Source organism: Micromonospora sp. DT229, assembly GCF_049844505.1.
Taxonomy (GTDB): Bacteria; Actinomycetota; Actinomycetes; order Mycobacteriales; family Micromonosporaceae; genus Micromonospora.
The window spans coordinates 1-22,970 of record NZ_JBNCLD010000018.1 but is presented as its reverse complement, the minus strand read 5'-3'; the positions used below and the strand labels follow the sequence as shown (position 1 = coordinate 22,970).

The window sequence follows — 22,970 nt, the reverse complement described above, 5'->3', positions numbered from 1 at the left end:
CCCTCAACTGGTCACTGCGGCCGTCATCACCGCACGGTAATGAGCCAGTTCCGCCTCCAACGCCGTGCCAGCCTCTGCGGACGTTGCCACAGAATGACCGACATCGGGAAGAAGTAGCAGTCGGTGGGGCACATCGCGCGCGGCCAACTGGTCGGCGAGTACGCGAACGTCCTCGACCACGGCCACGTCATCGGCGGTGCCGTGAATGAACAGCACAGGTCGTTGGACATTGGAGGCCCGAACCCGGCCGGCCCCGCCTCGCAGCCGCATGGCATGGGCGCGTTGGAACCGTGGCACCGTCTCGGCCCACCGATCTGGATCCACGATCGCCGACACGGCAGTGGCAGCGGCGAACGGGCCATTCTGCGTAGCCGCATGCAGTGCGGTATAGCCTCCAGCGCTGGCACCACGGATGAAAATCCGGCCTGGCAGTGCCCGCCCTGCCGCCAGCAGGTGAGCAGCCACTGCCGCGCAGTCATCGACATCGTCCAGACCCCACCGGCCATACAGCGATTCCCGAAAAGCACGGCCGTAGCCGGTGCTGCCGAGGTAGTCGACGTCAACGACAGCGAACCCCCGGCTGGTGAAAAACTGCGCCTGCCAATCCAATCGCAGGAGGCAGGAGGCGGTCGGTCCAGGATGAGCACGAACGATGACGGGTGCCCGCCAGTCCGCTGTCGAGCCCGTCGGTGGATACACCAGGGCCGACACCTCGCGCCCACGTGCGGCCTGGACCCGCAGCTCCGTGGGCGTCGACACCTGTGCTCCGGAGAGTTCGGCGTGCTCTGACTTGGCGAGCACTTCCACCCGAGGCTCGTCATCAGACAGGTTCACCAGCGCGACCTGCGAGGCCGCCGTCGGCGATGAGCCAATCAGCGCCACGGTCGTTCCTTGCGTCGCCAGGTAGGGCTTGATTGATGTGTAAGGGAGATCGACAGGACGAACTGAGCCATGAGGGCCGATAAGGACCAGACGATGTCGTGGACCTTCCTGTACCGCCACGACGATCCGGCCATCGTCAAGAAAGGCATAGGAGGCGTATCCCAGCTCCCACGGCTCCGCAGCGCACTCACCCGCGATAGGCGCCACCGCCTTGACCTCACGGCCATCCCACCGGAACAGGTTCCACCAGCCGCCGCGATCCGACACGAAGTACAACGATCCGTCGGGCCCCCACCTGGGTTCAACCGCCGACTCGTCCCAGCCGCCGGCGACCTTTACCGGGCTCTCGATGTGCCCCTGAGACGAATACGAACCGACCCACAGCTCACACGCGTCCCACGGCATGTCTTGCTCGCTCCAAGCAGACCAGGCGAACAAGCTCGGGCCTTGCCGAGGTGCACTCAGGAACCCACTGCTCCGAGTGACCGTGCGCAGCCGCCGTGAACCGGAGAGCGGCATCGCTACCAACTCGTCTCCGCGCTCTGTCTCCCGCACTGCTAGCAACTCACCGTTCCCGACGGTTAGGTCTCCCACCGATGCTGGACTGACCAGCACAAGTTCATCGCCCCGATAGCGACTCCGGTAAAGGCCACCTGCGCCGACGCACCAGATCGCCCCATCCGCGATAGCAAACGATCCGCCACCGTATGCGTGAATGTCGTTAGTGACATCGAAACCTGCGGGGCTGATGTCGCGCGTGCCCTCGTCGCGTCTCCACTGGGTCAGCGTCGCGACCCCACCTGCGTCGGGACGTTTCTCCAGCCAATACAGCGCGCCGTCGTAGGCGCGGAGCTGGTCATAGCTCACTGAGGCGCGGACGGCGTCCGCCACCGCGACTGAGGGGATGCTGTCCGCCAGCCTCACACGCGCCTCCTTGGATCCATTACGTGTCGTGGCGCTACCGCCAGCGGTCCACGTCAAACTGGCCTCCTTGCTGCGATGGCAAGGGAAGCCTCCGGGGCCGCGCGTGGGGAACCAATGCGGGGACCCAGCGTACGGCCGACTGTACGCCAACCCTCGCGCTCTTCCGCTTGGCGTCATCCCCCTCCCATAGAGATGCCCTACTTGCACGACAAGGTCGATGCGGACAAACCCCTCCGTCCGCATCACTGGTGTCGACCCGTGCGTGTAATCCGAGCGACCATTCCGAGGCGGGAAGACCACCTTCGCTTTGATTGACTCCGCTCAGCGTGGGGCGATTGAGCGCCACCTCGGGTGGGCTGAGCAATATCACGTTCTGCGGGGTCGGGACCGCGCCATTAATGGTCAGGTCAGTGCCGCTGCACCTTGACCATATCTGGAGAGGAATGTTGTGCCTGTTGCCCGGAGGTTGGCGTGGTTGCTGGCTATTCCGCTGTCCGCGACTGTGCTTTTTGCTGCGTGGGGTGTGACGTCGACGGCGCGGCAGGCGGTGAGTGCTGATCGTCTTCAGGTGTTGGTGGCGGTGTCGTCTGCTGTCGGTGAGGTGCTGTACGAGCTTGATCGGGAGCGTCAGGTCGCGGTGTCGGTGGTCTCGGATGCCGGTGGCGGGTTGAACGCGGTGCTGGAGCAGAGCGCGGTGTCCGACCGTGCGATTGACGCCTACCGGCAGCGCCGTGCGGAGCTCGACATGTCGCAGCCTGCGGTTGGGCGGCTGGTCGGTCCGTTGGATGAGCAGTTGCGGCTGCTGCCGGCGTTGCGGGAACAGGTCAAGGCACGGTCGACGTCGTTGACGGCGGTACTGGTGCGGTACCGGGCGGTGATCGCGTGTGGCTTGGCGGTGCGGGAGGCCGTGGGTCAGGTGGGCGGCGCGGATGGTGTGCTCGCCGACCATTTGCGGGTGGCTGCGGCGTTGTCGCAGGCATCGGAGTACGCGGGTGTCCAGCAGGCGGCGGTGGTGGCGGGTAGTGGCCGGGTGGTGTCGCAGGCGGTGCAACGGGACCTGGCGGCGACGCGGGCCGGGTTCGACGAGGCGCTGCTGGTGGTGTCGCAGCGTTCGCCGACGCGGTGGCGGGCATGGCTGGATCAGGCGTTGACCGGCGAGCAGGTGCTCACCGCGCAGCGTATCGATGACGGGATCGCGAGGACGCAGGTCGGTCAGCGTCTGCGGGTCGCGCCTGGCCGCTGGGCGGCCGCCAGCGGTGAGCGCCGGGACCGGTTGCACCAGGTGCAGTCTCGTATCGATGACGACATCCTGGCCGAGGTCGGGCGGCAGCGGACGCGGCAGTGGGTGACCAGCGGCGTGCTGTCCGGGGTGGCGGTGGTGCTGCTCGCGGTGGCGGCGGTGTTCGCGTGGTGGCAGGGCCGGGTGTTGGCGCGGCGGCTGCGTGGAGTGCGTGACGCCGTCACCGGGATGGCCCGGGATGAGCTGCCCGCTCTGGTGCGCCGGGTGGAGTCGGCTGACCCCACCGATCCGGGCTCGGTGCCGGCGCCACCGCGCGCCCTGGCGCCGGCGACGGTCCGCGACGAGGTGGATGAGGTCACGGCCGCGTTCGACAGCCTCGCGGGAACCACGTACCGGATCTCGGCGGACCTTGCCCGGCATCGCCAGGTGGCGGTCGGTGCGGTGGAGGCGGTCGGGCGGCGGTGTCAGGCGATCACCAACCGGCTGCTGGGTGAGCTGGATCGCGCGGAGCGGGACGAGAAGGATTCCGCGACGCTGGAGACGCTGTTCGCGGTGGACAATCTGGCGGCGCAGCTGCTGCACGGCACGCAGAGCCTGCTGGTGTTGTCGGGTCGGACGCTCGGGATGGCGTATGAGGAGCCGGCCGAGTTGGTGACGGTGGTGCAGGCGGCGCAGAGCCGGATCCAGGACTACCGGCGGATCGTCTTCGGGCTGGTCGACGACCGTGTGCTCGTGCCGCCGGCCTTGATCGACGATCTGGTTCATCTGTTGGCGTCATTGCTGGACAACGCCGCCCGCTACAGCCCCGACGACGTGTTCGTCTCCGGCCACCTGATGGGTAACCGGGCGATCCTGCAGGTCACCGACACGGGCAACGGCATCGCACGCGATCTTCTCGACCAGCTCAACCGGGAGTTGGCGGCACCGTCACCGATGATCGGGGTGGAGCACATCCGCCGGCAGGGCATAGCCACGGTGGCGCTGCTGGCCGCCGCGCACGGGTTGCGGGTGCGGCTGCTGTCCGCGTCACCGCACGGCACGGTCGCCGAGGTCGAGGTCCCCGCCGACAAGCTTCTCGTCCGGATCCCTGAACGCGTGGCGCTGCCGACCGGACCGATCGCCGGCAGACGCCCCCCAGGCGGCACCCCCGCCTCCCACATCGCTTTGCCCGCCACCGTCGCACCTCATCCCGGTGGACCGTCCCGCCGGTACGACCGGCCGGCGCCCGTGGACGCGCCGACCCAGGCCCTGCCGCAGATCCCTGCGCAGCGGCTCGGCCCGGGCGGGCAGGAACCACCTATCTACCTGCAGGCCGGTGAACGGCATAGCCCATCGGCGTGGTTCGAGGAAGGCGGCACCGTGCACGTGTCCGCCGAGACCGTGCCGTTCCGCGGCGGTGCGACCACTTCGAACGGGCTGCCCAAGCGGCAGCCGACCACCGCGTTCACGCCTGCTGTCCGGTCTGCTCCTGTCGCGGCGCGTTGCCGTCCGACGGCGGGCCTGGCGCAGACCGCAGATGCCTACCAGCGCGGCCTCGGCCGCCGTTCCCACCAGCCGAGAGAAGAACAACGATGAGTGACAACAACTTGAGTTTCCTGCTGAACAACAATGTGCGTGTGGTCGCCGGGGTCAGTCACGCCGTCGCGGTGTCGGTTGACGGGCTGCTGCTGGCCTGGACCGAGGGGCTCAACCGGGATGCCGCCGAACGCCTCGCCGCGGTCGCGGCCGGGCTGAACAGCCTGCTCAACGGTGCTGCCCGTGACTTCGACGCGGGCGCGGTGCGGGGCAACATCACCGACACCGACCGGGGTTACCTGATCCTGACCAGCCTGAGTCGGGGGGCGTCGCTGCTTGTTCTGGCTCGCCGGGATGCGGACCTCGCGTTCGTCACCGGGGAACTGGAGCGCTTCGCCGAGCAGGTGGGTGATTCCTACCTGAACCCGTCGTTCGCTGCCGCGGCGGCCGGCGCACGATGACCATGCCCGCCAGGCCGGTCCGTCCGTCCACGAACGCGCCACCGGGGTTGAAGATCGTGTTGACCGGGCCACTCGGGGTGGGTAAGACCACCCTGGTAGGGGCGGTGTCGGACATCGCCCCCGTGACCACCGAGGCCCGCATGTCGGCCGGTGGTGACGATGTGTCGCACCGTCCGGGCAAGGTGACCACGACGGTGGCGATGGACTTCGGTCGCCTCGCCGTCGGCGACGTCACGGTGTACGTGTTCGGCACGCCGGGGCAGGCACGGTTCTGGTTCATGTGGGACGCGATCGTGCGCGGTGCGATCGGCGCGGTCGTGCTGGTCGACACCCGCCGGCTCGCGGACTCGTTCCGGCACCTGGACTACATCGAGAACCGGCGGCTGCCGTTCGTGGTGGCGGTCAACCAGTTCCCCGACGCGCACGTCTATTCGCCGGGCGAGATCCGTGACGCGCTCACGCTCGCCGGTGATGTGCCGATCGTCGAGGTCGACGCCCGGGATCGCGACAGCGTCCGCCACCTGCTCATCGCCCTGGTCGAGCACGTCATCGCCACCACACAGGCCCCGGCCGGCGTCGCTTCCTGACCACCTGGCCCGGTTCACCTCTCAACAAAAAAGAAGGAGCACTTCATGCAACGTGTCCGTGCACGGCTGCGACACGCGTTGGTCGCCGTCACCGCCACCAGCCTGCTCGCCGCCGGTGTGGCGTGCGGCAGCGGCAGCGGCGGTTCCGACCGGGTGCGGATCGGACTGCTGGTGTCGCTGTCGGGCATCTACACCAGCGTCGGGGAGGACATGCGGCGCGGCTTCCAGCTGTACCTCGACACCCACGACGGTCGGCTCGGTGGCCGTGAGATCGACCTGGTCGTCGCCGACGAGGGTGACGGCCCCGCCACCGCCGTCCCCGCCGCCCAGAAACTCCTCGAACGCGACCGGGTGGTGGCGTTGACCGGGCTGGTCGGCGGCGCCACCGTCGACAAGGTCCAAACCCTCACCCACGAACGACGCATCCCCCTGCTCGGCGCGAACGCCCGCCCCGAATTCGCCCCCGTCGCCGGTAAACCCCGCGACCTGTCCTACACCTGGCACACCTCCTACAACTCCGACGAGCCGGGGATCGCGATCGCCGCCCACATTAAAGCCGAGGTGGGTGACGGCACGGTGTATGCGATCGGCCCGGACTACCAGGGCGGCTGGGACGAGCTGCGAGGCTTCACCGACACGTTCACCACCCTCGGTGGGAGACTCGCCAACCCGGACGGGAAGACCGTGTTCACACCGTTCCCGGCCACGGAGAACTTCCTGCCGTACCTGAACAAGGCCGCCGAAACCCGACCGGCCGCCGTGTACACCTTCTACGCCGGTGGTCCGGCTGTCGCGTTCGTCAAGCAGTACCGGCAGTCCGCCCTCAAGGACGTACCGCTGTACGCGGCCGGGTTCTTGACCGAAGGATCCGTGCTCGACGCCCAGGGCACAGCCGCCACCGGCATCCGCAACGTCCTCAACTACTCACCGACCCTGCCCCACGCGGCGAACCAGCAGTTCGTCGCCGCCTGGTCCGCCGCCGGCTACCCCGGACAACCGACCACGTTCGCGATGGCCTCCTACGACGCCGCCGCAGTCCTCGACCGCGCCCTGGCCGCCGTCGACGGACCGGTCACGGGAGAGACGGTGAACGCGGCGATCGGGCAGGTGGGGCGGATCGACAGCCCGCGTGGGGACTGGCAGTTCCATCCCACCGAGCACCGGCCGGTGCAGCGCTGGTACCTGCGCGAGGTCAGAGCCGACGGACCGGTCCTGTCCAACGTGCTGCTGCAAGACCTGACCACCCTGCCCGCCACCTGACCGAACTCCGTCCGCTCGACCAAAGGTAAGGGGTGCCTTGCGCGTGGACACTCTCGTGATCACCACCGTTGACGGGATCGCCTACGGGCTGCTCCTGGCGATCGCCGCCGCCGGGCTGACGGTGGCGTTCGGTGCCGGTGGGGTGCTGAACCTCGCGCACGGCACCCTCATCGCGGCCGGCGGCTACATCACCGCCAGCTGGACCGCCGGCACATGGGGCAGCCTCGCCACCGCAATCCTCCTCGCCACCTGCGCAGGCGCGGCCGGAGGAGGGCTGCTCGCCGCAGCGACCGCCGGGCTGCGCGGCCGGGGCCATCTGGATCAAGCGTTGTTGACCTTCGGCGTCGCGTTGATCGGCGGGGATGTGCTGACCACGGTGTTCGGGTCGGACGTGCTGCGGCCCCGGATGCCCGCCACGCTGGAGGGCACCGTGATGGTCGCGGGCTACCGGTATCCGGCCGACCGGCTCGCCGTACTCGCCGTCGCCGTGCTGGTCGCCACCGTCGGCTATCTGGTGCTGCACCGTGCCCGCGCGGGCCGGCTGGTCCGGGCCACCGTCGATGACCGGGCGATGGTCGCCGGCATCGGTGTCCACCCCCGCACCGTCGACGTCGCCGTACTCGTCGCCTCGGGGGCCCTGGCCGGGCTGGCGGGAGCGTTGACCACACCGATCCTCGGCGTCGGCCCGAGCACCGCCGACACGGCGCTGCTGCTGTCGCTGATCATCGTGGTCTGCGGTGATCTCGGCTCCGTGCCCGGCGCCGTGGTCGCCGCGATCGGCGTCGGGGTGGTGCAGACCGTCGGCGTGGTCACCATCCCGGCGCTGGCGCCGTACCTGCTCATCGCCGCGATGGCCGTGGTGCTGCTGGCCCGCCGCCGCCCTATCCCTGGCCAGGTGACGTGATGACCGCGTTCGCCCAGGTCACCGCCGTCGCCCGGCTCCGGTCGCTGCCCATGCTGGCGCCGGTCGTGGCTGCCCTGGCGATCATCGTCGTGGCGGTGGCACCGGATCCGTACCTGCACACCACCGTCGCCCGGATGCTGCCCCTCGCGCTACTGGCGGTCAGCGTCGCCGTGGTCACCGGACATGCCGGCCTGCCCACCCTGGGCCAGGTCGCCCCCTACGCCGCCGGTGCCTACCTCACCGCCCGCCTCGCCCTGGCCGGCATCGACCTCGCCGTCGTGCACCTGCTCTGCGCGGCCGTCGTCGGTGCGGTGACCGCGGGCCTGGCCGGGGCGGTCCTGGTCCGCTACAGGGGCACGGTGTTTCTGATGCTGAGCCTCGCGGTGGCCGAACTGACCGCGATCACCGCCGGGCAGTGGCGGGCGGTCAGCGGCGGCACCGACGGCCTCGCCGGGATCCCCGCCCCCCGCCTCTCGCCCGGCCTGCCACCGCTGCTCGGCGACCGCACGGTCCTGCTCTATACCGCCGGCATCGCGATCACGACGATCGCTGTGGCCGGATGGCTGCTGCGCGGTGACCGGCGGATGCTGCTCACCGCCGCTCGCGCCAACGAAAACCGGGCCCGCGCCAGCGGCCATCCCGTCTACGCCTACCTGTGGATGGTCCACACCGCCGCCGGAGGACTGGCCGGAATCGCCGGGGCCCTGCTGATCCACACCCACCGGTGGATCACCCCCGCCGATGTCGGATTCGGCGTCGCCGCCCTGGTCCTGCTCGCCGTCGTCATCGGCGGCGCCCGATCCCTGGGTGGTGCGTCTGCCGGTGCACTGATCGTGCTCGTCGTCCGTGACGTCGTCGCCGTCGAGGTTCCCGGCCACGCGCCGCTGCTGCTCGGCGCGTTGTTCGTGATCGGCGTGTACGCGTTACCCGACGGTCTGGCCGCCCTACCCGCCCGCCTTCGCCGCCGGCATCGGCGACCCGCAGGCCCGCAGGCTGCGGCGTCGCCGACCGCCGCCACGAGCGCCAGGAGTACGTCGTGAGACCCGTCCACCGCGTCGAACCGGACCAGCCGTCCTCACCGCGCAGCCGCCGCGATCCCGACCACGCCCACCTCACCGGGCTCGTTGCCGCCGGTCTACGCCAGGCCTACGGGCCGCTCACGGTGCTGGACCTCGACACGTTCACCATCGCCCCCGGCGACCGGCACGCGGTCATCGGACCCAACGGCGCCGGCAAGTCCACTCTCCTGGGCGTGCTCGCCGGCACCATCCGCGCCCAGAGCGGCCAGCTCACCTACAACGGCCACACCGTCACCCGGCAGGGGCCGGCGTGGCGTGCCCGTGCCGGCATCGGCCGCACCTTCCAACACCCCGCCGTCTGGCCGGACCTCACCTGCCTCGACTGCGTGCGCGTCGGCGGCTGGCATCACCGCCGCCACCCGGACCGCACCCCGATGGAGGTGCTGAACCTGGTGGGTCTGGCCGACTACGCCGACCAGCCCGCCAACGCCCTGCCGCACGGGCACCGGCGGATGCTCGACCTGGCCGTCGCGCTCGCCGGGCAGCCCCGGATCCTGCTGCTCGATGAACCCGCGGCCGGACTCACCGACACCGAAACCAGCCGTCTGATCGACATCCTCCACGCACTACCCAGCTGGATGGCGGTGATGATCATCGAGCATCGTCTGGACGTCATCGCCGCGTTCGCCGACTGGATCACCGTGCTGCACCAGGGCCGCCGTCACACCGACGGCCCCGCCCACCTCGTACGCGCCGACCCACGTGTCGCCACTGTCTACCTCGGCACCGGAGGCAGCGATGCTGCACACCCGTGACCTGACCGCCGCCTACCCCGACGGCCCGCCCGTCCTCCACGACGTCACCCTCGACCTGCGCCACCCCGGCATCCACGCGCTGGTCGGCCCCAACGGGGCCGGGAAGACCACCCTGCTGCACACCCTCGCCGGACACCTCCACCCCACCAGCGGCAGCATCCACCTCGACGGCCGGGACGTCACCGGCTGGCACCCCACCGCCGCCGCGCGAGCCGGGATCGCGCTCGCCCCCCAGGGCCGCCGACTGTGGCCGTCGCTGACCGTCGTCGAACACTTCGCCATCACCCGGCCCGCCGCAGGCCGCGACGAGACGTGGACCGTCGAGGAACTCCTCGACACCTTCCCGCCGCTGGCCGCCCGCATGCAACACCGCGCCCACCAGCTCTCCGGCGGCGAGCAGCAGATGCTCACCATCGCCCGCGCCCTACGCACCGCCCCCCGCCTGCTGCTGGCCGACGAACCCACCGAAGGCCTCGCGCCGATCATCGCCGACCAGATCACCACCGTGCTCCGGGACCTGCCCACCCAGGGCGTGACCGTCCTCGCCGCACTCCCGCACGCCGCAGCGGCGGCGACGGTCGCCGACACCCTGCACGTACTCGCCTGCGGGCAGCTCGTCCGCCACACCCACACCAGCGCCGCGGCCACCGATGCGCTGCGCCGTCACCTCACCCTCACCCACCCCGGCGACGAACCCGCGGAGCCCCACCAATGACCCCACACCCCGCCACCGCCGCGACGCCCTCACCGCACCCGGACCGTTCCCGCGCCGCCACCCTCGCCAGCGCGACAGTGGCCGTCCTGCTACTGGCCACCGCCAGCGTCACAGCCGTATCACCTGTCCGACCGGCACCCTCCACCCACCCGCGACACTGCGCGGTCTCCGCGTCACCACACCCCGACCTGCCCGCCTCCGCAGCCCGCCACCCGACCGGTAACCAGCCACCAAGGTGGCATACCCGCAGCCCAGCCGCCCCGCCGTGGACAACCTCGCCGCCACCATCACCACCCGCCCATGCAACACCATGTCAGGCCCACCACTGCCTGCCTGACACCTGCCTACGAAGGAGATGCCCGATGACCACCGCCTACCAGTTCCGCAACGCCCCCCAGCAACTCGGCCCCCTCCAGCAGGTCCTCGACCCCATCACCCGCCACGACCTCGCCAAAATCCCCATCCGGCCCGGCTGGCGGGTCCTGGACGCCGGCGCCGGCGCCGGCTCCATCACCCACCATCTCGCCGACACGGTCGGCTTCACCGGCACCGTGATCGCCGTCGACCTCGACACCCACCTGCTCAACCCCACCAACGTCATCGACGTCTATCAGCGTGACCTGCGTGACGGACTCGACCTGCCGGTCGAACCCGGCAGCCTGAACCTCGTCCACAGCCGCTGCGTTCTGCAACACCTCACCAACCGCACCGACCTGCTGACACAGATGATCACGCTGCTGCGGCCCGGTGGGTGGCTGCTGCTCGGCGACATCGTCTACAGCCGCGCCCTGACCCACCACGCCCCTACCGACGACGACAACGACCTGATCCGCCGGAGCATCCACGCGATCCTCGACACCCTCACCGTAGGGGGCACCGACCTGGACTGGGGCAACCTCACCCACACCCACCTGCTGGACGCCGGGATGACACACGTACACAGCCGCACCCGCGCCGACACCTGGACCGGCGGCGGACCCGGCTGCCTTCTGCTGGCCGACAACGCCCGCCAACTCCACGACCGACTTCTACACGCCGACCTCACCCACGCCGACCTACGCCGCTTCGGCGAACTGATGAACGATCCCACCGTCGCCCTACGCGGCTACCAATACACCTGCACCCTCGCCCAGAAACCCGAAGGGTCGAGGAACCGGTGACCCGGGTGCACGCCCCTTCGCCACCGATCACGTTTGGTCGCGCTCGAGGGTGCACCCCGCCGCCCGGTGCCGACGCTACAAGGCAATGGGGGCCCGCGCCGCGCGGTGACAATCCGACGATCGGCGGACGCATCTCGCTCACAGGCCAGCACCATCAGGCCACGAACGCCCCGGAGAAAGATCATGACAACCATGTCGCCGCCCAGCCGCCCTGGACACCGAGCCGCTGCTGGACCTGCGGCCTCGGTCGCCGCTACGCGGAGCACCCCGGCCGATGGCGGATGCGGCAGAAGCGGTCCGGCAACCGGCGGCCGGTCCGGGGCCAGGACGCCGGCGACGGTCGCGTCGCTCGTGGGACGTCTCACCCACGTTCGCCGCCTCATCTACGAAACCCTGCTCGCCGACAGACAGCGCCAGTGGACCGTCCACGGGCTCACGTCAGCCATCCCGCAGGTGAACGAGTGCATCGTGCGAGACAACCTGAACCTGCTGCTGGCCGAGGCGATCGTGCACCAAGTCCCGCACCAGCGGGCACTCACCGTCGCGCTCACCGAGCGGGGCGAGCAGACGCTGATCGCGGCGCTGGCGCGTGCCGGCACAGAGCCACCGGCTCGCGCCCGCACGACGGGCTGATATCGCCACTGCACCCCGGGGCGCAGGTCGGCACCGCGACCGGGACATGGTGGCGGGCGAGGGTAGCCGACGTGGCGGCATCGCGGCCACGCATGGATCGGCGATCCCAGGGCACCGGCTACCGCTACATGTGATCGAGTCAATTGAGGGAGTTCTCGGCGTTGCCAAGATTTCGGATCATGTGCGAGGGCACGTCGCCGTTGCTGATGCACAACGGACGGCTTGTGGATCCACTGGACCAGATCGTCAAGCAGATCAAGACCGTGTCATCGAAAAAGAGCAAAACCGACCAGGACCATGCGGAGATGGCGCAGCTGGAATGGCTCGGCGGCATCTACTACCACCCGCAGACAGGACCGTTCCTACCCGCGCCGAACCTGCAGAAAAGCCTGGTGGAAGGCGCGCGGCTGAGCAAGGACGGCAAGAAGATCGAGCGTGGCGTGCTCATCGAGACGATGATGATCCCGGTGCAGTACGACGGCCCCCGCGAACTCGACCACCTGTACGCGGACAAACGGTTCGTGCATCGCGCCCCGGTCAAGGTCGGCGTCAACCGAGTCATGCGGACCCGGCCCGCCTTCCCGCAATGGCGGATCGAGGCCCTCGGCCAGTTCGACGACGAAGTCATCAACCTCGACGCCCTACGGCACGCGGCCCAGACAGCCGGAGCCATGATCGGCATCGGTGACGGCCGGCCCACGTACGGGCGGTTCACCTGCGAGTTGGAGGGGCAGTGACACACCCAGCGGCGACGTCCGGGCACACCAGCGGCGCGGAGCGGCCCGGACGCCCACCACGCTGGCGGATCCTGTACGAGCGGATGGCGACGCTGCGAGACAGTGAGCTGCTCCCGTACGAAGAGATGGCCAACCTCCTCGACCTGGACCTGGCCAACACCAGCCACTACCAGGTCACCCTCGCCAGCGCCCGCAAAGCCGCCGACCAGCTACGCGTCGACGGGAAGAAGGTGTGCCGGCTCGTGCGCGGACACGGCTACCAAGTCGCCGACCCCGGACAGGCGATCGAACTGGCCCGCCGCCACCAGACCCGGGCGGTCGCCGAGATCCACGCCGGCCACACCACCATCGAGACCATCGACCGCGGCAAACTCGACGTCACCACCGCCCGACTGGTCGAGGCGATGGCGATCGGCTTCGCCCGGCAACACCACATGATGCGGCAACTCGACGTCCGCCAGTCACGGCTGGAAACCGCGATGGACGCGTTGACCGCCACCACCCACGGCACCGCCACCCGCGTCGAAGCCGCCGAAAACGGCCTCACCGAACTGACACATCGGGTGAACGAACTGGCGAAAACCATCGGACAGCCGCCAGTCACACCACCAAGCTTCCTACCTCCCGCAACCGGGTCGTAGGAAGGCCAGACCAGGCCCGCTCAGGGCAGGTCTCGGCTGGGCTAGCCCGGCCAAGTCCGGCCTCGACTCGCCACCGGCACGCCTCCGCTGAGGCAGGGCAGGTCACGGCACACCAAGGAAGTCCGGGACGCGACGCGCGACCGCGCGTCGCGTCCCGGACACGCAGACGCCCGCATACGACAACGGATCCGCAAATCGCGAAAGGAACCCACCGATGACACACCTGCTGGTCGCCGCCTTCGCCGGCTCTCGTGAGGCGGCAACGGGATGAGCCTGCCGACGATCCGTGCCGTGAGCTGGAACCTGCTCTCTTATGGCAAGTCGGCGATACCGACCCGGCGCGGGCAGCACGAGTTGCTGCGCTTCCTACGACCGGATGTGGTGTGCCTGCAGGAAATCTATGCCGCCGACGCTGACCTGGCCGAACTCGACCGGCTCGTCGGCACGATCGCCGACGCGCTCGGGATGGCCGCCTTCACGGTCCCCGCCAGACATTCCGACTGCCACCTCGCGATCTTGTGGCGGACCGAGTACGACATGCTGTCACAGCTCGGAAACTGTCCGACCACCTGCCGATCGTGGTCGACCTGGACCCACAGGCACTGACAGACCCGGCCTCGGCCACCACGAGCGATCAGAGCAAAGCCGGGTGAGAGACCGAAACCGCCAAGCGATCCTTGATCGCGTACGACCCCACTGATCCATTCGGAATCACTCTCCAGGGCCGGGCCATGGGCCGGCACAAGCAGGCGCGCGAGAGCCGGGATGGACTTCACATCAATCCTCGCTCAGAAACCCGAATGACCCATGGACCAGAGGAAGCACCGAACCGCCCGGCGGTCACGGCAGCCGCAGAGCCGGATCGGTGACAAACAACGATCCGCTGCGGTGCGAATCGGTCAGACCGACCTGCGCACCGCTGCGACACCACAGGCCACCAGGAAGGTGACCACCATCAGTCCGATCCGTAGCCAGGGCACGTCCCCAGTCGGTCGTATGACCGACACCGCCAATCCCAGCTGTGCCAGCAGAACCAGGCAGATGACCACGCTCAGTGCCCGGTAGGTGGTGCCGAACTCCGACCAGAACACCCAGGTGCCGCCGACGGCCGGGACGATCATCAGCAGGCTCAGGCCGATCAGCGGGACGGCGAGCTTCCACCGTGTGCGGGCGTTCACCGTTCCTCCCGGCCGTCACCGGTAGCCCCGTCCGGAGGCGTCGGTTCGACGGTCAGCAAGGTTGATCTGGGGTGGCGGCACCCCGGGCGACCGTCTCCAACCGCTGCAGGCCCTGCGTCATCCGGTCGTACACCAGTTTGTGCGGGCTGGCCATGATGACCAGCAGACCTTCCTCGGCGAAGGTCAGATCACAGTGCCGCTTGACGTAGGCGAGCGTGTCACCGACATCGCCCGACGCCCGATGCAGCACATTGTGCAGGCCGTCCAGGCCAGCCGGATCTACGTAGAAGCCGTTCATGTTCCCCGCTGAACGTCGTTCGGCTTTCGCGAAACCGCACCGTACGGGAACCCGATCAACGCCGTCAATGAATCCGGAGCGTACAGACAGTCACCCGACAACAGACCGCGCTTGCCCGGGTCCGCCCGGCACCGACCGCGCGCAGGCCCTCGAACACCTGAATTCCCGGGTGATGAACTGCGGATCCTGGGTTGCTTACCCGGTTCGGCGACGCCCGTTTTTGATCATGTTGGCCACCGCGTCGGCGGCATCGTGATGAAGTTGTTTGCTGACGCTCTGGTAGGTGTCGCGGGTGAGAGTGGTGGTGGAGTGGCCGAGTTGTTCGGAGACGACCTTGATGTCGACTCCGGCGTCGAGAGCGAGGGTGGCGGCGCTGTGGCGTAGGTCGTGCAGACGGATGGGTGGTAGCCCGGCCTTGCGGATGAGCCGGCGGAACCGTTGGGAGACGCCGATGGGATGCCAGGGACGGCCGTCGGGGCGGACGAAGAACAGTCCGGTATCGGGCCATGCGGAACCGGCGGCCAGACGCCAGGCGGCGCGGCGGGCTTTGTAGGCGGTGAGGACCTTGACGGTATCGGCGTCGAGGACGACGTCCCGGTTACCGGCCCTGCTCTTCGGGGCCTTCTGGACGGGGGTGTAGCCGTGGGTGGCGATCTGGTTGTTGATCGTGGTTTCGCGGCGATGGAGGCGTACCTCGCTGTCGCGTAGGCCGCAGGCCTCACCGCGGCGGGGTCCGCGGTAGGCCATGAAGTGCCACATGGGGTGCAGGTCGGGAGCGTGGACAGCGGCGTACTCGAGGAACTCGGCGACCTGGACGTCGGTCCACACCATGATCGGCCCGGGGACCTCACCGGTGGCCTTCCAGTGTCGGACACGTTCGTCTTCCCAGATGATCGGTACGGGCCGGTCGCCGGGGACCTTGACGAGAGTGGCCGGGTTGGTGCCGACGATCAGTTCGTCGGCGAGGGCGTCGTTGATGGCTTTGCGCAGGCAGGCGCGGATGCGCTGACGAGTACCGGGGCCGGTGGTGCGCACACCGGTGACGGACTGGCGCACGGCCGGGTCGGGGCTGGTTCTCGCGGCGATGATCGCGTCGTTGCGGCGCTCGATGGCGGTGAACATCTCGCGGATGTGGCTGGCGCGGAGCTTGTCCAACGGGATGTCGCCGAGGTGGGGGATCAGGTGGACGCGGACGAGTGATTCGTAGCCGCGGATGGTGTTGTCGTCGATGGTCAGGTGGGTGAGCCAGCCGGTCAGGTAGTCGGCGACCGTGGGGATGTCGGTGAGAGGGCCGTCGCCGTGGAGCAGTTGACGGATGCGGTCGGTTTCGGGCAGGGGCCGGCGGGCGCGCACGGCGGTCTGCAGCAGGTCGGCGATCTCGGTACGCCGCCGCCGGTCGCCCCGAGGGACGAGGGACAGCAGTTCGCGGGCGTGGTCGAGTTCGTCGGCGGCGACGCGCCGGCTGGGCAGCCCCGACCGACGAAGCAGCCGACGTCGACCGTCGCCGGTGGGTGGGAGTTCCAATTGGTAGGCCCAGTGACCGTGGTCAAAGCTCCAGGCACCGTTCGTGCGGCGGAGTTTCGGGCAGTCGTTACCGAAGGGCTTGCCGGTGTCGGGGTGGCGGCAGCCGCAGCGTTTGAAGATGCTTCCGTCAGGCATGGCGGGATTGCTGCTCCTCGGGTGGGGAAGTGGTGCGTCGGTTTGTCGACCGACATGAACCCGTGAAATCCGCGCACGATCAAGTCCTCCGAACCGGCTCTGTGCGCGGGTCCTGCCGAGTCGGTCGTACGGGTTTGTGGGACGGCAGGGGCCCGCCAGCTGGCGGGCCCCTGATCGGTTCGTTTACTCGATGTCGTAGGTCGGGTGGATCTTCGGCTTCGGTGTGACGCCGCGCGTCCTACGGGCTGGTGGCGGTCCTGGTTCCGATGGCTGCCGGCCGCGTTCTAGGGGCCGGGTTCACTGTTCGGCGCTGTGGGTGTGTCGGGCAGGTGCAGGGCGGCCAGCAGGGGTGTGGTGGGTATCCGGTAGCGGGCGCCGACGCGGAAGTGCGGCACGGGGAACGCGTCGCGGCGGATCAGCTTGTAGGCCGCGGAGCGGGACATGCCCAGCACCGAGGCCGCGGTCGCGAGGTCGGTACTGGTTCCCAGAGCACGGATCTGCTCGACGGTCCATGCCCGCGGCGCCGCAGCGGGTGTGACTGGTGCTCGTCGGGTGCGTCCAGATCGCATGGTCATCTCCTCCCAGGGGCGACGTGAATACGCGGGTCGAATCGTCGACTTGGCCGTGCATAGGGGGTCCAGGTGGACGGGCCATACGCGGGTATCGCCCACAGGTGGGGGCACAGCAGCAGCCGCAGCGCCGCAGCGGCTTGTTGGGGTACGACGCCGTTGCCGAGTACCCGCAGCGCGGCGGTGCGTGGTAGCGCGAGGGTGGGGTCGGTGACCCAGTGCGGGTCGAGGCCCATGAGCCATTCCACGAACGGTGGTGCGAGGACGGGCGCGCCGTGCCGTCCCGGCTGGGTCGGTACGGGCGCGGGTCGGCCGAGCAGCTTTTCCCACCGGGCGATCGCGGTGGCGTAGACGCCCCACCGGTGGGTGTCGGGCGGGTCGAGACCGACGATGGTGGTGCGCAGGTCCGCGCCGCCGTCGCCGTGGCGGCCGGGGCCGTGGGCGTCGGAGGCACGCGGGGTGGGCAGCGTCCGAGCCGGTGCCCGCACGGCGGCGGAGGGGAGAGTGAGGTCGCCGTGCGAGCCGCGTTGCCCGGGGCTGCCCTTCGTGCCGTCGGTGGCCTTGGGGGTGGGCAGGAGCACCTGCGACAGCGGTGGCCGCCATCCGGTGCCGGCGCGGCGGCCGGGGGTGCCGGTGTCGCTGGCCCTGGGGGTGGGCAGCAGCCCGTGGCGGGTGCCGGCGGGTTCGATGAGGTCCGGTAGTCCGTATGGGTGGCCGGGGCCCTTGCCGTCACGGGCGCAGGGTGTCGGCAACGTCCGTACCCCTTCTGTCGGGTGGGGTGGGGGTGGCGACCTTCTTATCTGGACAGTTCAGGTTCTGGCGATTCTGCGAGCGGCTCGCTGAGCCCCTACGTTGTCCAGCGTGCGTGTGACGAAGGTTGTTGATGCCCGGCCCGGGCGGCCGGCGGTGGAGCTGGTTGACGACGCCGGCGTGCCCGTAGCCGATGTGGCCGGGTTCCTTTGCCTGTTGACGGTGCGCGATTATTCGCCGAATACGGTCCGTGCCTATGCGTACGACTTGCAAAAGCTGTACCGGTTTCTGCACGAGCGTGGCTTGACGGTCGAGGAGTTCCGGCCTGCGTTGGCGGTGAGTTTCATCGAGTGGTTGCGAACCCGTTCGTCGAGCCGCAAGGCCCAGCGGCTGGACCTCGCGTTGACCGCCGGGAACGGCCGGTTGTTGGCGGCCAAGACCTGTAACTGGGTGCTGGCGGCGGTGTCGTCGTTCTTCGAGTACCTGATCAGCATCGAACGCTACGGCGGTGCCGATAACCCGATCGTGACGATCCCTGATCAGGCAGCGGCGCGGGTTCCGGGCCGACCTCGGGCGCCGCTGGTGACGTCGCGTCCGCAGCGGCCGGTACGTCGGGCGTTGCGGATCAAGACGGTGGAGTCGCTGCCACGACCGATGTCCGACGACACCTATGTCGCCTTGCTGGGTGTGCTGCGCACCCGGCGGGACCGCGCTCTGCTGGAGCTGATGTGGGAAGGCGGCCTGCGGCCAGGAGAGGTCCTGGGCCTGCGGCTGGAGGACATCTCCTATGGACGCCGGCGAATCGTGGTGCGCCACCGGACCGATCACCCGGCAGGAGTGCGACAGAAATCCCGCCGGGACCGGACCGTCGACCTGCTGGAAGGCCGGGCGTTGCCGGCCGTCAGCGATTACGTCATGCACGAACGCCCCGCCGACGCCGACACCGGCTATGTGTTCCTCGTCGGCGGTCGCGGCCAGCGACGATTAGAGGCGTTGAGCTACGACGGCCTGGTGCGCATGTTCGCCCGGGCCGCCCGGCGTGCCGGCGTCCGCGACGCCTGGCTGACACCCCATGCGCTGCGCCACACGCACGCGACCCGCATGTTCGAAGGCGGGATGCGGGATTTGACCCTGATGACCCGGCTTGGGCATGCCAGCCCCGACTCGACGAAGATCTACACGCGGGTCAGTGATCCCGACGTGATCAAGGACTACCGGGCCGCGATCGGGGACACCGCACCATGAGCGGGGCCGTTCTGCGCCTGCCGGCGTCACCGCCACCGACCCTGGTCGGTGGTCCACGACATTGTCCGGCCGAGGAGTACACGTCGTTCGTCGAGCACAGCGGCATCTACAGCCCTGACCGCAAGGTCCGGCTGCATCGTCGGCATGTCCGCTTCCTGCGCCAGTTCCCCGAGCTGGAGAGCTGGTTCGACCAGCCGCTGCGGCAGCGGCTCGGGTGGCGCAACAAGGACACCCAGACCCGGCGCCTCGGCCCCGGGGATGACTTCGACGTCACCGCAGGCTGGATCAACTACAACGCCCGCGACTACCTGATCTACCTAGCCTTAACCGGTCGGCTGCGGCTGGATTGGGGCTGGCTGCTCGGCGTCGGTGTGATCAAACCGTGGCCGATCGCCGACCAGCTCGGCCTGCCACTGACCGCCCAGGTCGACCGACTCCGCGAGCAGGTGACCGCGCTGGGGCACAACCCCGACAGCAGCACGTTCCGGGTGTCCTGGACCGTGATGCGACTGGTGCTGCACCGCGGCGACCCTGACCTGCACGCGATCACCGCCGACGATGTCGAGCAACTGCGGTCGACGATCCGCACCCTCGATCAGATCCCCGGCATCGACGAGGTCCTCAGCCTGCGGCACCTCACGACGATCAAGAACGCGTGGGGCACCAACGTGTTCCGCACCGGGATCGCGTTGTTCCACGCCGGAATCACCGACCGGCTACCTCAGCGCAACGCGCCCAAGCCGTTGCCGCCGATGAGTCCGCAGCCGCGGATCGCCGCGGTGATGGACCGCTACCTGATCGAACGCGCCCTCATCGTGCGGCCCGACTCGATGAGCGCGAGCCGGGCGGCGATGCGACGCCTGGGCAGTTGGCTGACCCAGCAACGCCCGGCCGTGGAGAGCCTGGCCGAGCTGAGCCGCGCCGACCTGCTGGACTTCATGACCTGGCTGGCCGGGCAACGCAAGGTCAAGCACCCCGAGCAGCCGCTCGGCGACGCCTACCGCCGCAGCATCATCTCCGAAGTCACCGTGTTTTTCCGCTACGGAGCCCACGCCGAGTGGTCCGATATGCCCGCGCGTCCCGTGCTGACTCGCCTGGATGTGCCCCGGGCGGTCCAACGCGTCCCACGATTCATCCCGGCCCACCAACTCGAACCGCTGATGACCGCGATCCGCGCCGTCGAGTGCCCGCTGCAACGGTGCGCGCTGCTGGTCGCCCGGTGGAGCGGCGCCCGCCGCGGAGAGATCCGCCGACTGCATCTCGACTGCCTCGACGCTTACCCCGACGGCACCCCGCGGCTGCGGCTCGCCGCCGGCAAATCACTCAAAGAACGTACCGTGCCGATCCACCCCGAAGCCGCTGAAGCGATCCGCGCCGTCCATGAACTGCGCGCCGGACACCACGATCGCGGGATCCACGACAAGGACCTCGGCAAGACCGTGCGCTACCTGTTCCTCAACAACGGTCGGCTCGTCGATGTCGAATACCTGTTCGCGGTGCCGCTCGGGCGCATCTGCGAGGAACTCGGCATCCTCAACGCCGAGGGCAAGCCGGCCATCCACCCTCACCGGTTCCGGCACACGTTGGGCACCCAACTGGCCGAGAAAGGCGCCCGTACCCAGACGATCATGAAGATCCTTGGGCACCTCAGCGCGGGCATGTCCATGACCTACTCGCAGATCTCCGACCCGGTCGTGCTGGCCGACTACCAGGCCGTCCTGCAGCCTGGAGCGGCTATCGCCGGCCCTCTGGCGGACACTCTGCGGCGCGGCCAACTCGACCAGACCGCACTCGACTGGCTCCAGACCAACTTCTACAAGACCGAACTTGAACTCGGACGCTGCCTGCGCCTGCCTCAGGAAGGGCCGTGCGAATGTGACCTCTACCTGAGCTGCCCTAAGTTCGTCACCACACCTCAGTACATCCCCCGGCTGGAGGACCGGCTGCACACCGAAGAGCAACTCATCGCCGACGCCACCGAACGTGGCTGGGCCCGAGAGATCGAACGACACCGCTGTGTCGCGGACCGCATCCGCAGCCTGCTGCAGGAACTAAACACGTCTCGGTCGTGAGCGTGCTTCCCGTCCCTGCCAGCCCAACCAGGAGGAATAGACCAATGACGCAAACTGAGTCACCGCTGGAAGACCGCAACGCGCCCGGGTCTCCCAGCGGGAACACAGACGACTGGTTGGTAGACGCCCGGACCTCCTACGACACGGTCGCCGATAGCTACGCCAAGTTCGTACGCGACGCCCTTGCCAAGGAGCCATACCTTCGTGCAAGTCTGGCGTTATTCGCTGAGCTGGTCCACGCCGCCGGCGACGGGCCGGTGGCTGACGTGGGCTGCGGGCCGGGACACGTCACCGCCCACCTGCGCAATTTGGGCGTCGACGCCTTCGGCATCGACCTATCACCCGCGATGATCGACCTGGCTCGGCGGGACCACCCCGATCTGCGGTTCGAGGTGGGCTCGATGACCGATCTGCAACTCGCCGACGCCTCGATTGCCGCCCTGCTTGCCTTCTGGTCATTGATCCACATACCCGATGACGCCGTCCCTTCGGTTTTGGGCCACTTCCACCGGGTGCTGCGTCCGGGCGGGCCGCTTCTACTCGGCTTCCACGTGGGCGACGAGTCGAGGCTGAAGACACAGGGCTACGGCGGCCACCCCATGAATGTCTACGTTCACCGTCGCCAGCCCGACCGAGTCGCAGCGTGGCTACGCGACGCCGGATTCACCATCAAGGCCCAACTGCTGATCGGCCCCGACGCTGACGTTCCTGGGGCAATCCTCATCGCAGTCCGTTAGCCCTGACCAGGCCGACAACCCGGTCGGACAGCATTGCTGGCGACGAGCCAGCGCTGCTGTGATCTGCACCACTGTGGCCACTGCCTGTCCAGATAAAGCAGGAACAGGCGGTCTCGGCGGTGGGCGGCGCCGATGTCGGATGCGCGTAGGCATAGCCAGCGCGTGTCGTACCCGATCTCGGCCAGGTCACGGTGGACGACGTCGTAGCCTCGCCGCAGGAGGGCGGCGACGTTCTCCACGAAGAGCAGCCGCGGTCGAAGGACGCGAACGGCTGCGGCGATGTGGTTCCAGAGGCTGGAGTGTTCGCCGGTGATGCCGGCCCGCTTGCCGGCGTTGGAGATGTCCTGGCAGGGGAATCCGGCGGTGACGATGTCGACGGGCGTGACCGTCGACCAGTCGACGGTGCGGATGTCGCCGAGGTTGGCAACGTGTGGCCAGTGGTGGGCCAGGACGGTGGCGGCGTGTCGGTCGGTTTCGGCGTACCAGGTGAGCTGGCCGCCGAGCACCAACTCGACGGCCAGGTCGAGTCCGCCGTAGCCGGTGCACAGTGATCCGATGCGCGTGACGGTGGTGTGCGCAACGCTCACGCCACCTCCCCGCACCCGATGACCGCCGGGGTGTCGTGGGGGCAGGTCCACGGCCCGCAGCCCGGCGGGTCGGCCGGCCGTGGGTGTGGACGTAGCACCACCTGGTCGAGGGGCACCCGCTGCCGGTGCAGGAAGAACTGTCCGCGTAGTGGGTGCCCGTCCGCGGTGGCCCGCGCGCAGCCGTGGCGGATCGCCGCGTCGAACGCGACGGCTGCTGCCCACTCTTTCGGGCTGTGGGCTTTCAGGTCGGCCCAGAAGCGGTCGTCGTGGAACGGGCATCCTACGCACGATGACTTCGGGGTGTCGGCTAGTACGGCAGCCGCCGTTCGGGATCATGGCTGGAGTTCGAGGTTGAGGCGGCGTGTGTAGTGGGATTGTCGGG

At 69.0% G+C, this 22,970-nt stretch carries 23 protein-coding genes; 16 read left to right on the top strand and 7 right to left on the bottom strand.

All coding sequences use genetic code 11. The features are described 5' to 3' along the window. Nucleotides 1-3: 3 nt before the first annotated feature. The gene (locus ACLQ2T_RS23305) at nt 4-1,806 is read right to left on the bottom strand and encodes a S9 family peptidase (RefSeq protein ID WP_425768487.1); all 1,803 of its coding nucleotides are present in this window, start codon (nt 1,804-1,806) and stop codon (nt 4-6) included. 580 nt (nt 1,807-2,386) lie between these two features. On the opposite strand from ACLQ2T_RS23305, the gene ACLQ2T_RS23300 reads away from it, so the two are divergent. From ACLQ2T_RS23300 to ACLQ2T_RS23240, 13 genes are all read left to right on the top strand, one after another. Then, nucleotides 2,387-4,621 (top strand): nitrate- and nitrite sensing domain-containing protein, encoded by a 2,235-nt coding sequence (locus tag ACLQ2T_RS23300; protein WP_425768486.1) that lies wholly within the window; start codon nt 2,387-2,389, stop codon nt 4,619-4,621. Beyond that, nucleotides 4,618-5,022 carry a roadblock/LC7 domain-containing protein gene (locus tag ACLQ2T_RS23295; RefSeq protein ID WP_102656661.1) on the top strand — a complete coding sequence of 135 codons (405 nt, stop codon included), beginning with the start codon at nt 4,618-4,620 and terminating at the stop codon, nt 5,020-5,022. Before ACLQ2T_RS23300 ends, ACLQ2T_RS23295 begins: the two co-directional genes overlap by 4 nt. Before the next feature lie 2 nt (nt 5,023-5,024). Continuing rightward, nucleotides 5,025-5,609 carry a GTP-binding protein gene (locus ACLQ2T_RS23290; RefSeq protein WP_425768485.1) on the top strand — a complete coding sequence of 195 codons (585 nt, stop codon included), beginning with the start codon at nt 5,025-5,027 and terminating at the stop codon, nt 5,607-5,609. 45 nt (nt 5,610-5,654) lie between these two features. Then, nucleotides 5,655-6,869: an ABC transporter substrate-binding protein gene (locus ACLQ2T_RS23285; protein WP_425768484.1), complete on the top strand. Its 1,215-nt coding sequence runs from the start codon at nt 5,655-5,657 to the stop codon at nt 6,867-6,869. 43 nt (nt 6,870-6,912) lie between these two features. Further along, nucleotides 6,913-7,773, top strand: a complete 861-nt coding sequence (locus ACLQ2T_RS23280; RefSeq protein WP_425768483.1) for an ABC transporter permease subunit — start codon at nt 6,913-6,915, stop codon at nt 7,771-7,773. Then, nucleotides 7,773-8,813, top strand: coding sequence for a branched-chain amino acid ABC transporter permease (locus tag ACLQ2T_RS23275; RefSeq protein ID WP_425768482.1), 1,041 nt, complete (start codon nt 7,773-7,775; stop codon nt 8,811-8,813). The genes ACLQ2T_RS23280 and ACLQ2T_RS23275 overlap by 1 nt, the downstream gene beginning before the upstream one ends. After that, a complete protein-coding gene (locus ACLQ2T_RS23270) occupies nt 8,810-9,607 on the top strand; it encodes an ABC transporter ATP-binding protein (RefSeq protein ID WP_425768481.1) in 798 nt (265 codons plus the stop codon). Before ACLQ2T_RS23275 ends, ACLQ2T_RS23270 begins: the two co-directional genes overlap by 4 nt. Continuing rightward, a complete protein-coding gene (locus tag ACLQ2T_RS23265; protein ID WP_425768480.1) occupies nt 9,591-10,322 on the top strand; it encodes an ATP-binding cassette domain-containing protein in 732 nt (243 codons plus the stop codon). Before ACLQ2T_RS23270 ends, ACLQ2T_RS23265 begins: the two co-directional genes overlap by 17 nt. Before the next feature lie 362 nt (nt 10,323-10,684). Then, complete coding sequence (locus tag ACLQ2T_RS23260; RefSeq protein ID WP_425768479.1) at nt 10,685-11,482, top strand: class I SAM-dependent methyltransferase; 798 nt, start codon at nt 10,685-10,687, stop codon at nt 11,480-11,482. Nucleotides 11,483-11,833: 351 nt separating this feature from the next. Next, nucleotides 11,834-12,115, top strand: a complete 282-nt coding sequence (locus ACLQ2T_RS23255) for a hypothetical protein (protein WP_425768478.1) — start codon at nt 11,834-11,836, stop codon at nt 12,113-12,115. Nucleotides 12,116-12,294: 179 nt separating this feature from the next. Further along, nucleotides 12,295-12,852 carry a hypothetical protein gene (locus tag ACLQ2T_RS23250; RefSeq protein ID WP_425768477.1) on the top strand — a complete coding sequence of 186 codons (558 nt, stop codon included), beginning with the start codon at nt 12,295-12,297 and terminating at the stop codon, nt 12,850-12,852. Further along, nucleotides 12,849-13,493 carry a hypothetical protein gene (locus ACLQ2T_RS23245; protein ID WP_425768476.1) on the top strand — a complete coding sequence of 215 codons (645 nt, stop codon included), beginning with the start codon at nt 12,849-12,851 and terminating at the stop codon, nt 13,491-13,493. Before ACLQ2T_RS23250 ends, ACLQ2T_RS23245 begins: the two co-directional genes overlap by 4 nt. Nucleotides 13,494-13,760: 267 nt before the next feature. Further along, nucleotides 13,761-14,099 (top strand): endonuclease/exonuclease/phosphatase family protein, encoded by a 339-nt coding sequence (locus ACLQ2T_RS23240; protein WP_425768475.1) that lies wholly within the window; start codon nt 13,761-13,763, stop codon nt 14,097-14,099. 293 nt (nt 14,100-14,392) lie between these two features. On the opposite strand, the gene ACLQ2T_RS23235 is transcribed toward ACLQ2T_RS23240, so the two are convergent. The 5 genes from ACLQ2T_RS23235 to ACLQ2T_RS23215 form a co-directional block, all read right to left on the bottom strand. After that, nucleotides 14,393-14,671, bottom strand: a complete 279-nt coding sequence (locus tag ACLQ2T_RS23235) for a hypothetical protein (protein WP_425768474.1) — start codon at nt 14,669-14,671, stop codon at nt 14,393-14,395. Nucleotides 14,672-14,723: 52 nt separating this feature from the next. Continuing rightward, nucleotides 14,724-14,969, bottom strand: a complete 246-nt coding sequence (locus ACLQ2T_RS23230) for a hypothetical protein (protein ID WP_425768473.1) — start codon at nt 14,967-14,969, stop codon at nt 14,724-14,726. Between the two features lie 195 nt (nt 14,970-15,164). Continuing rightward, nucleotides 15,165-16,628 carry a tyrosine-type recombinase/integrase gene (locus ACLQ2T_RS23225; RefSeq protein ID WP_425768472.1) on the bottom strand — a complete coding sequence of 488 codons (1,464 nt, stop codon included), beginning with the start codon at nt 16,626-16,628 and terminating at the stop codon, nt 15,165-15,167. A gap of 284 nt (nt 16,629-16,912) precedes the next feature. Next, nucleotides 16,913-17,071, bottom strand: a complete 159-nt coding sequence (locus ACLQ2T_RS23220) for a hypothetical protein (RefSeq protein ID WP_425768471.1) — start codon at nt 17,069-17,071, stop codon at nt 16,913-16,915. A 128-nt stretch (nt 17,072-17,199) separates the two neighbouring features. Further along, a complete protein-coding gene (locus ACLQ2T_RS23215) occupies nt 17,200-17,949 on the bottom strand; it encodes a hypothetical protein (RefSeq protein WP_425768470.1) in 750 nt (249 codons plus the stop codon). A 109-nt stretch (nt 17,950-18,058) separates the two neighbouring features. Here ACLQ2T_RS23215 and ACLQ2T_RS23210 point away from each other — a divergent pair, with 109 nt between their 5' ends. Genes ACLQ2T_RS23210 through ACLQ2T_RS23200 form a run of 3 tightly spaced genes read left to right on the top strand, consistent with a single transcriptional unit; the run spans nt 18,059 to nt 22,001 of the window. Then, on the top strand, nt 18,059-19,192 hold the full coding sequence (locus ACLQ2T_RS23210; protein ID WP_425768469.1) for a tyrosine-type recombinase/integrase: 1,134 nt from the start codon (nt 18,059-18,061) through the stop codon (nt 19,190-19,192). Beyond that, nucleotides 19,189-21,264, top strand: coding sequence for a tyrosine-type recombinase/integrase (locus ACLQ2T_RS23205; protein ID WP_425768468.1), 2,076 nt, complete (start codon nt 19,189-19,191; stop codon nt 21,262-21,264). The genes ACLQ2T_RS23210 and ACLQ2T_RS23205 overlap by 4 nt, the downstream gene beginning before the upstream one ends. A 44-nt stretch (nt 21,265-21,308) precedes the next feature. Beyond that, a complete protein-coding gene (locus ACLQ2T_RS23200; RefSeq protein ID WP_425768467.1) occupies nt 21,309-22,001 on the top strand; it encodes a class I SAM-dependent DNA methyltransferase in 693 nt (230 codons plus the stop codon). On the opposite strand, the gene ACLQ2T_RS23195 is transcribed toward ACLQ2T_RS23200, so the two are convergent. Beyond that, nucleotides 21,998-22,588 carry a DNA cytosine methyltransferase gene (locus tag ACLQ2T_RS23195; RefSeq protein WP_425768466.1) on the bottom strand — a complete coding sequence of 197 codons (591 nt, stop codon included), beginning with the start codon at nt 22,586-22,588 and terminating at the stop codon, nt 21,998-22,000. The genes ACLQ2T_RS23200 and ACLQ2T_RS23195 overlap by 4 nt on opposite strands. Between the last annotated feature and the right edge of the window lie 382 nt (nt 22,589-22,970).